Source organism: Prosthecobacter sp. (assembly GCF_044222345.1).
Lineage (GTDB): Bacteria > Verrucomicrobiota > Verrucomicrobiia > Verrucomicrobiales > Verrucomicrobiaceae > Prosthecobacter.
The window spans coordinates 1-6,778 of the sequence record NZ_JBGANL010000110.1 but is presented as its reverse complement, the minus strand read 5'-3'; the positions used below and the strand labels follow the sequence as shown (position 1 = coordinate 6,778).

At 61.9% G+C, this 6,778-nt stretch carries 6 protein-coding genes; all 6 read right to left on the bottom strand.

Features of this window, described 5'->3' with window-relative positions:
- Nucleotides 1-155: 155 nt before the first annotated feature.
- Genes ACILSL_RS26395 through ACILSL_RS26370 form a run of 6 tightly spaced genes read right to left on the bottom strand, consistent with a single transcriptional unit; the run spans nt 156 to nt 6,606 of the window.
- Nucleotides 156-2,453 (bottom strand): hypothetical protein, encoded by a 2,298-nt coding sequence (locus ACILSL_RS26395; protein WP_395735070.1) that lies wholly within the window; start codon nt 2,451-2,453, stop codon nt 156-158.
- A 7-nt stretch (nt 2,454-2,460) separates the two neighbouring features.
- On the bottom strand, nt 2,461-2,703 hold the full coding sequence (locus ACILSL_RS26390; RefSeq protein ID WP_395735069.1) for a hypothetical protein: 243 nt from the start codon (nt 2,701-2,703) through the stop codon (nt 2,461-2,463).
- Nucleotides 2,704-2,749: 46 nt separating this feature from the next.
- Nucleotides 2,750-4,702 carry a hypothetical protein gene (locus ACILSL_RS26385; RefSeq protein WP_395735068.1) on the bottom strand — a complete coding sequence of 651 codons (1,953 nt, stop codon included), beginning with the start codon at nt 4,700-4,702 and terminating at the stop codon, nt 2,750-2,752.
- A gap of 16 nt (nt 4,703-4,718) precedes the next feature.
- Nucleotides 4,719-5,366 carry a hypothetical protein gene (locus tag ACILSL_RS26380; RefSeq protein ID WP_395735067.1) on the bottom strand — a complete coding sequence of 216 codons (648 nt, stop codon included), beginning with the start codon at nt 5,364-5,366 and terminating at the stop codon, nt 4,719-4,721.
- The gene (locus ACILSL_RS26375; RefSeq protein WP_395735066.1) at nt 5,363-5,641 is read right to left on the bottom strand and encodes a hypothetical protein; all 279 of its coding nucleotides are present in this window, start codon (nt 5,639-5,641) and stop codon (nt 5,363-5,365) included. The genes ACILSL_RS26380 and ACILSL_RS26375 overlap by 4 nt, the downstream gene beginning before the upstream one ends.
- Nucleotides 5,638-6,606 carry an integron integrase gene (locus ACILSL_RS26370; RefSeq protein WP_395735065.1) on the bottom strand — a complete coding sequence of 323 codons (969 nt, stop codon included), beginning with the start codon at nt 6,604-6,606 and terminating at the stop codon, nt 5,638-5,640. Before ACILSL_RS26370 ends, ACILSL_RS26375 begins: the two co-directional genes overlap by 4 nt.
- Between the last annotated feature and the right edge of the window lie 172 nt (nt 6,607-6,778).

Sequence of the window (6,778 nt, the reverse complement as noted above, 5' to 3'; positions counted from 1 at the left end):
GGCCGCGCCGGTCTCGAGAATCTGGATAAGCGCCTGCACGCCGGGATGTTTCAAATGGGTGCGCAATTCCGATTCCAGCCGCTTCTGATCCATCGGCTCGCCCACGAGCAACGAGGGCAGGATCACGCGCGGGTGTTGGGGTGTGGGGAAGAGTTTCATGCGGCTTGACTCATCGGCACCACATTCCCACCAGCCTGGCTGGCGCCCTTCAGTCCGAAGGTCATTTTCAGCCAGTCGCTATATTTGCCGCCTTCCTCCCACGGCGCCTCGCTCGGCGCACCGGTGCGGCCCGTGACCTTGTTTTGCGTCTGCTGCTCAAGCTGCATTTCCAGTTGCTCGGCGCGGCCCACTTCGAGCATGAGCAGCGTTTGATTGGCCGCAAGCATCTGCATCACCTGCGGATTGCGCACCCATTCCCAGTGTGCCTGCAATCGCGCGCCGGGGCTGTTGTAGCGGTCGGTGATCCGGTGCCCGGCCACCTGCTCGGCGATGACGGATTTCTCATCATTCATCGCGTCATTCGCGCCGCCGCTGGTGTCGATCTTGAGCCGCTGGGAGAGCACCGGGTCCGCCGCGCCGAAGACGTAGCTCATCAACTCCCCGCGCGGCACCGCGCCGCCGGTATCGAATTGCAGCATCTCGGAGAGCATCTTGAATTTCTTGGTGAGGAAATCCATGTCCAGTTCCTTGACGTCATAGCTGAGCTTGAACTTGAAGCGGCCCTGAATCTGCTCGCGCGTGGCATTGAGCGGCACGGCCATGCCCGCCACCTCGGCCTCCACAATGGGGTCCATGTATTGCTGGCAGAGTTGCACGGTCAGATCGATGGCTTCCGCCAGACCAGCCATGAACAGAGTAGCCATCTCCTGCTGCCGGGTTTGCGTCACCGTCGGCGGCACCTCGGCGTCCACGAGGCCAAAGTAGCGCCGCATGTTTGTCCGCAGCGCCTTCTGAATCTCGATGCTCGGCGCGGGATCTGGCAGGCCATCCATGAACGACAGATTCTCCTTTTCCCCGCGCGGAAAGGGCATCTGCTTCCACGGGCCGATGGGCAGCGGCGCGGCGGCCTTGCCCTGCTCAACCTTGAACCGGCCCTGCGGCACGTTGATCGGCGGGCGCATCCGCAGGTCGGTATTGTCATCCAGCGCGTCGAAATGCAGCTTCAGGCTGTTCTGGAAACCCTGCCCAACCTGAGACATGCCGCGGCTGCCGAGCAGCAGCTTGCTCTTCACCTCGCGCTGCAAGGGAATGATTGGAATGCGCCCGTGCCGGTCCTTGACCAGCCCGTGATGCAGCGGTTTGTCCGGCGATGCTGCGTGATGAATGGTGCGCGTGAGCACGGAAGGGCCAGCCTTCGTCGGGCGGCGCTCCCAGGTCTCCGCGACGTGATAAAGACGCGCCTCGCGCACATCCTGAATGCTGAAGGAAGCGCCCACGCCGAGCGTGCCGCCAATCCATGACGGCATATCCGCCATGCTCCATTCGCTCCACATCGGACCGGGACTGGCCGCCACCTTCTCCAGCGCCGCCGCGTCCCAGCCCTGCATCTGCGCCAGATCGTAAAGCTGCGCCTCCGTCCACCAATGCCAGCGCGTCACGCGCGGAGCCTTTTGCAAGTCCATCATCGCCGCCGGAGTGATCGTCAGATCCGCGCCCAGGCACAGCGCCTCCCACGTCGGCCGGCTCTCGCGCACATACGGGGCAAAGTAAGTGGCCGCCTCGTTGCGTTTCAATTGCGTGGCCACCCGGCCCGCCTCCGCCTTCGTCATCTCCGGGTCGTAGCCCATGAGCAATCCGATCAACTGCTCCCGCCGCTCAGGATCGAGAATCAAATCCCAAAGTTCCGTGTCCGCCTGCGCGGCCATCTCCGGTGAGGCAGGCGCAGGAGCGGGCGTTCCGTCATTCGTCATCCCCAGCGCCAGCCCCAGCAAATCCTCCACGCTCACCGTGCGCTCCTCCAGCTCCCGAGCCGTCAGCCAGCCGACGTAAAGAAAGCCGTGGCCGTGATCGAGCATGAAATCCGCCCACAACTTCGATTGCGGCACCACGTCAGCCGCCATCTGCGTGCCCAGCACGTATTGCACCACCGGCGTGATCAGCGCCGCACCCTCATCCTGGTTGGCATTGCGACCCTGCACCTCCAGCCTGCCAGCGCGCTGCGCGGCCATCATCACGTCCTTGGTCTCATTGATCGCTTCATCGACGGCAAACACCTGCGCGTCGCTCGCTCCTTCATACGGGTCCGCTTCACGGCCGAGGGTTGATGATCGCTTGCGCCCATCGGGACTCTGGCCTGGCCAGATGCAATCACGGATGGCCTGGTTGTTGTTCATCTGCGTCAGCCACGGCCCCAGAGCCCGCGCATCGGCGCGCACGCAGTCCTGAAGTTTTTGCAGGTCGAGCGCTTCGCGCGGCTCGACAAATTGCCACGCATCGGACGATTGGATTTTCATGGGAGGGTCAGCGGTGGATCGGATTGAGTTCGGCGAGGATATGATCGCGCGACCAGCGGTTCCAGTCGGTCGGCTTCTGTTTGGGCAGCGGTTTCAAACACGCGTCCGGTCCTTCGATGTAGGTCCGGGCCTTGGCCTCGGACGCGACGAAAATCTGGATGAGCGCGAGTGTCTCCTGCCGCAGCAGTGAGTGCCCGAACTTTCTTCTCACGGCCTCCAGTTCGCCGGGCGGGAGTAAAGTCTCATTCATGGGAGTTGACAAGCAGGGATTTAAGGTTTGGGGAAAATGACAGGCATTAGCGCACGATCCCGCCCAGCGGCATGAGGGATTGGGCATCCACATGATCAGCTCCGTATTTGAGCAGATACTTCCACAGATCGAACCACTCGACGCACGCCTCATCCTTGGCGCGGGTGGTGTCGGTGAAGGGTGCCTGGGTGTAGGTGGTGAACATGAATTGCGTGTTGGTGCATTCCCGGTTGATGCGCACGCGCGGCGTCTCGCCCGCGATGCGGTCTGCCAGGGCATCAAGGATGAGGCGCACGCCATCTTCATCGGTGCAGGCTGGCGGCTCCAGTTCGCTCGGGATGCCGTGCTCGCAGCCGTCGTATTTCTCGCGCAGCGTCTCGCCCTCGATCTCTTCCTTGCCGCCGCGTGGATCGATGATCGTCACCCACGGTTCGATGAAATTGCCATCGAGTTCCTGTGAGCCATCAGGAAAGGCCGTGGCCCATTTCATCGGGCCGGTGATGATGCGGCCTTTGAACTCCTCGCCGCTCTCGGCCAGCTTTTCCAGAATGCGCCGCCTCATCTTCCAGATCTCAAACACCATGCGGCCGATCTTCCAGCCGAGCCGCAGCTTATAGGCCGGGCCTTCATCGCCATTGAGGCGATTGCTCTCACTCGGCACGGCCCACGCGCCGGGCAGCATGTTGCTGATGGTGATGCTCTCGCACGGCCACTCCTGCACCTGCCAGATGCGGTCAAGTTTATCCACGAGGAACCACGCCACGGCGGGCGGTTTCACCTTGCCGGGGTCGATCACCTCATAGAGCGTGCCCTCGCGCGGGATGTCGGCCCAATCACACAGGTGCGCGGACTCGAAGTTGTAGAAGCACGCGCTTTGATCGCGGTCTACATCGCCATACAGCTTGATGCGCACCTCTTTCTCCGGTGCATTGCGCAGTCCGGCGCTGAGTTCCTCGTAGCCGGATTTGATTTTGTTGTCGCTGGTGAAGACGTAGGCCACCAGCGCGGTCGGGTCCTTCGGCTGGGCAAAGCGCGGCACGCGCGGATCTCGCACACCGGGCTTGCCCACCAGATCGGGCGCGATCTCAAATTCCTCTTTCACCGCGCCGTGCAGGAACCAGTTCACCGTTTCATTCCAGCCGGTGTAAGGCGTGAAACTCACCAGATGCACGCCATGGTAGAGCGCGCCGAGCAGCGCGGGCGGCAGCCGCTTGCCAGCCTCCAGAATCTTGATGGCCTGCTCGATGCGATACAGAAACTCCGGCCGCTTCGTATCTTGCGCGCGCGTGGCCATGCGCTCATGGATGGCCTTCACATGCGTGAGCGGCACCAGCTCGTCACTCCATGCGCCCGTGAGTTCAAAGCCCTGAAAGGTGCTGATGTCCTGCTGGAAAAAGCGGAAGGAGAAATCCCCGCCGCCGTGGAAGGTGCGGCCCGTCTCATCGACAACCGGGAAGCGCAGCGAGAATTCATTGTTGGTGAAATGGCCTCCCGCGAATTTGAAGCGCTCGTGCTTCGTGGTCTTGTGCTTGCCACTCGTGGGGCTCACCTCTTCCGGCAGGAAGAATTCAATGGGCTGCTGCTGAAGCTTCGGACTGGTGTGCTGCGTATCCGCCAGCGCGAAGACCACCGCCTTTTCCGTGTAACAGAAATGCGCCGCCTTGCGCCGCGCGCAGGAGAACGATTTGCCGGGGCGCATCCCGCCATTGACAAAGACCTTCAGCACGCGGCCCGGATGCTCGAGACGCTTGCGCGCCACGCGCAGGTCGATGCGCCGCCAGATGTCCGGCTCCCATGCGTGCGAGAGCGGCAGCGCGCTCATGTTCTCAATCGCCTCCTCGCGCGCCTGAAGCAGCTCCGCCGCGATGGCCGGCCCCTTCGCCAGCAATTCCTCGACCGTCAGCAGCGGCACCACCGGCGATTCCGTCTGCATCGCCACCCAGGCTTGCATGGCTGCGTGGTCGGGGGTGGAAAATTGAGAGCAGGGAGCAGGGAGCATGGGAGGGAGGAAGTGTTCAGTGTTCAGTGTTCAGTGGAGCCTCCACCGCCACATCAATCACCGGCGCAGGCACGCGCGTGGGCGCTTCGATGGCCGCCGCTTGCTGGAGGTGATTGCGCCGCAGCTCTTCGTAGTTTTCGACGCTGAAGCGGTGGCGTTTCTCCTCGATCTTCGTCGGCCCGCCGCTGGTGATCTGTTTCACATTGAGCGCCGAGGTCATCGTCATGGCGATGGCGCCGAGGTCCTTTGTGCTCTTGGCCTTTTCCACGATCTCCCTCGCCGCACCCACCGTCTCCATCGTGAGGAGCGCGGATTGCCGCGCGATGATTTCCGTGATCTCACCCGGCGCAAACTCGCGAGGATCATTGATCAGCGCGATGATGCAATTGCGCGAGATTCCTTTCACCCCCCGCTCAGCGCGGTGGGCGTCCACCTGCCGCGTGAGTTCCGAGCGATTCACAATGCCGAGATCGCGAATCAAATGCAGGCAGAAGTCATAGCTGGCCCGGTCACGCTCCTTCCACCGCTCCGCCGTGTGCTCCCGGTATTCCTCACCAGGGACAACCGGCACCTCCAGCCCCAGCTCCGTCCGCACCACGGGCGGCTGCTCTTCGTTCCTGGTTTCCGGTTCCTGGTTCCCGGTTGCATCATTGCCGTTCATCATCCCTTCTGCTCCGTCCCTCCCGTTGCTTCAGCGTCCTTCCATTCGTCGCCGTCCGTGCCGTCGCTGATTTTCACGGCACTGAGTTCATGCACCAGGCACTTGTCCCAAGAGCTGTTGGCCCCAAAGCACACCACGATCATCACGCAGCCCAGCCCGTCGAGCGTGTGCTCGCAGATCACCCCGCGCTTTCCATCCGCGCGATGCCAGACGATCATGCCAGCAGGCCATCGCTCCAGAATCGGTTTCAATCGGTTAATGAGATCGGCGGCGCTCATGCCAGCATCATCAGGTTGTTTCTTCCATTCACCGCGATCCTTGGCGGTGCGACATCCATGGGACTGAAGCCGCGCGCGGCATCGGCATGGAGATAGATCATCGTCGTGGTCAAATTTTCATGACCGAGCAAATCCTGCACGGTGCGCGGATCGTTGCCCGATTGCATCGCGTGCGTGGCAAAGGCATGGCGCAGCGTGTGTGGCGTGATGCGTTTGATGATGCCGGCTGCCTTCACCGCCGCGCGCATCTGCTTGGCCACGCTCTCGTCCGTCGTGTGCCAGCGATATTGTCCGCGAATGACCGTGGAAGGGAAAAGCCACTGCCAGCGCAGTTCGCGATGGGCGGATTTGTATTTCATCGCGAGCCGGCGTGGAAGCTCCACCAGACCGCAGCCATTGGCCGCATCCATCTCATGCAACGAGCGCCGCCATTCGATATGCCGCCGCAATGACGGGGTTACCGCTTCCGCCAACACTGTCAGGCGTGATTTGTCACCCTTGCCATTCCAGATGCGCACCGTGCGTGCCTCGATGTCGATGTCCTGCACGCGCAGCTTGCAACACTCGCCGATGCGCAGCCCGCTGCCATACATCAGCCCCGCCATCAGCTTCACCTGACCGCGCAGTCCCGCAAAGATGCGTCCGAGTTCCTCGCGCGTTGGAATCGTCTTGAGCGTCTGTCGCTCCTTTGGCATTGGCGGCAGATTCAGCGTGCCGAGATCGCGCTTCAGCACGTGCTTGAAACAAAACACCAGAGCGCAGAGCGCCTGCTTTCGTGACTTCGGCGCAAAGTCGAGCCGGTGGAGTTCAATCAACCATCTTTCCACGTCCGGCCCCGTCCACTGCGAGGCCGGTTTGCGGATGAACTGGTAGAACTTCACCAGACATGCCCAGTAAGTGCGGCCCGTGTTCTTGGCTGCATCCCGAAGAGCGACGGCTTCAAAGAAAGCTTTTTTCAAGTTCATGATTTATGCCAACTCGGTTGTTATAATTGACTGTTCGGCGTAGCAAGCGCGTGTCTCGCGCGGTTCTGCGCCCACGCTTGGAACTGGTCGCGCATTTCGCCCCACTCAGATGGTTTTGCGTTTGCGATGTTTTCGAGTTCAGCACGCAGGCGGGCTACTTCCGCGATGCGTT

Bases quoted from the DNA above. Each gene is read 5' to 3' on its own strand.
- ACILSL_RS26395 (WP_395735070.1), bottom strand. From the start codon at position 2,453: ATGAAAATCCAATCGTCCGATGCGTGGCAATTTGTCGAGCCGCGCGAA.
- ACILSL_RS26390 (WP_395735069.1), bottom strand. From the start codon at position 2,703: ATGAATGAGACTTTACTCCCGCCCGGCGAACTGGAGGCCGTGAGAAGA.
- ACILSL_RS26385 (WP_395735068.1), bottom strand. From the start codon at position 4,702: ATGCTCCCTGCTCCCTGCTCTCAATTTTCCACCCCCGACCACGCAGCC.
- ACILSL_RS26380 (WP_395735067.1), bottom strand. From the start codon at position 5,366: ATGATGAACGGCAATGATGCAACCGGGAACCAGGAACCGGAAACCAGG.
- ACILSL_RS26375 (WP_395735066.1), bottom strand. From the start codon at position 5,641: ATGAGCGCCGCCGATCTCATTAACCGATTGAAACCGATTCTGGAGCGA.
- ACILSL_RS26370 (WP_395735065.1), bottom strand. From the start codon at position 6,606: ATGAACTTGAAAAAAGCTTTCTTTGAAGCCGTCGCTCTTCGGGATGCA.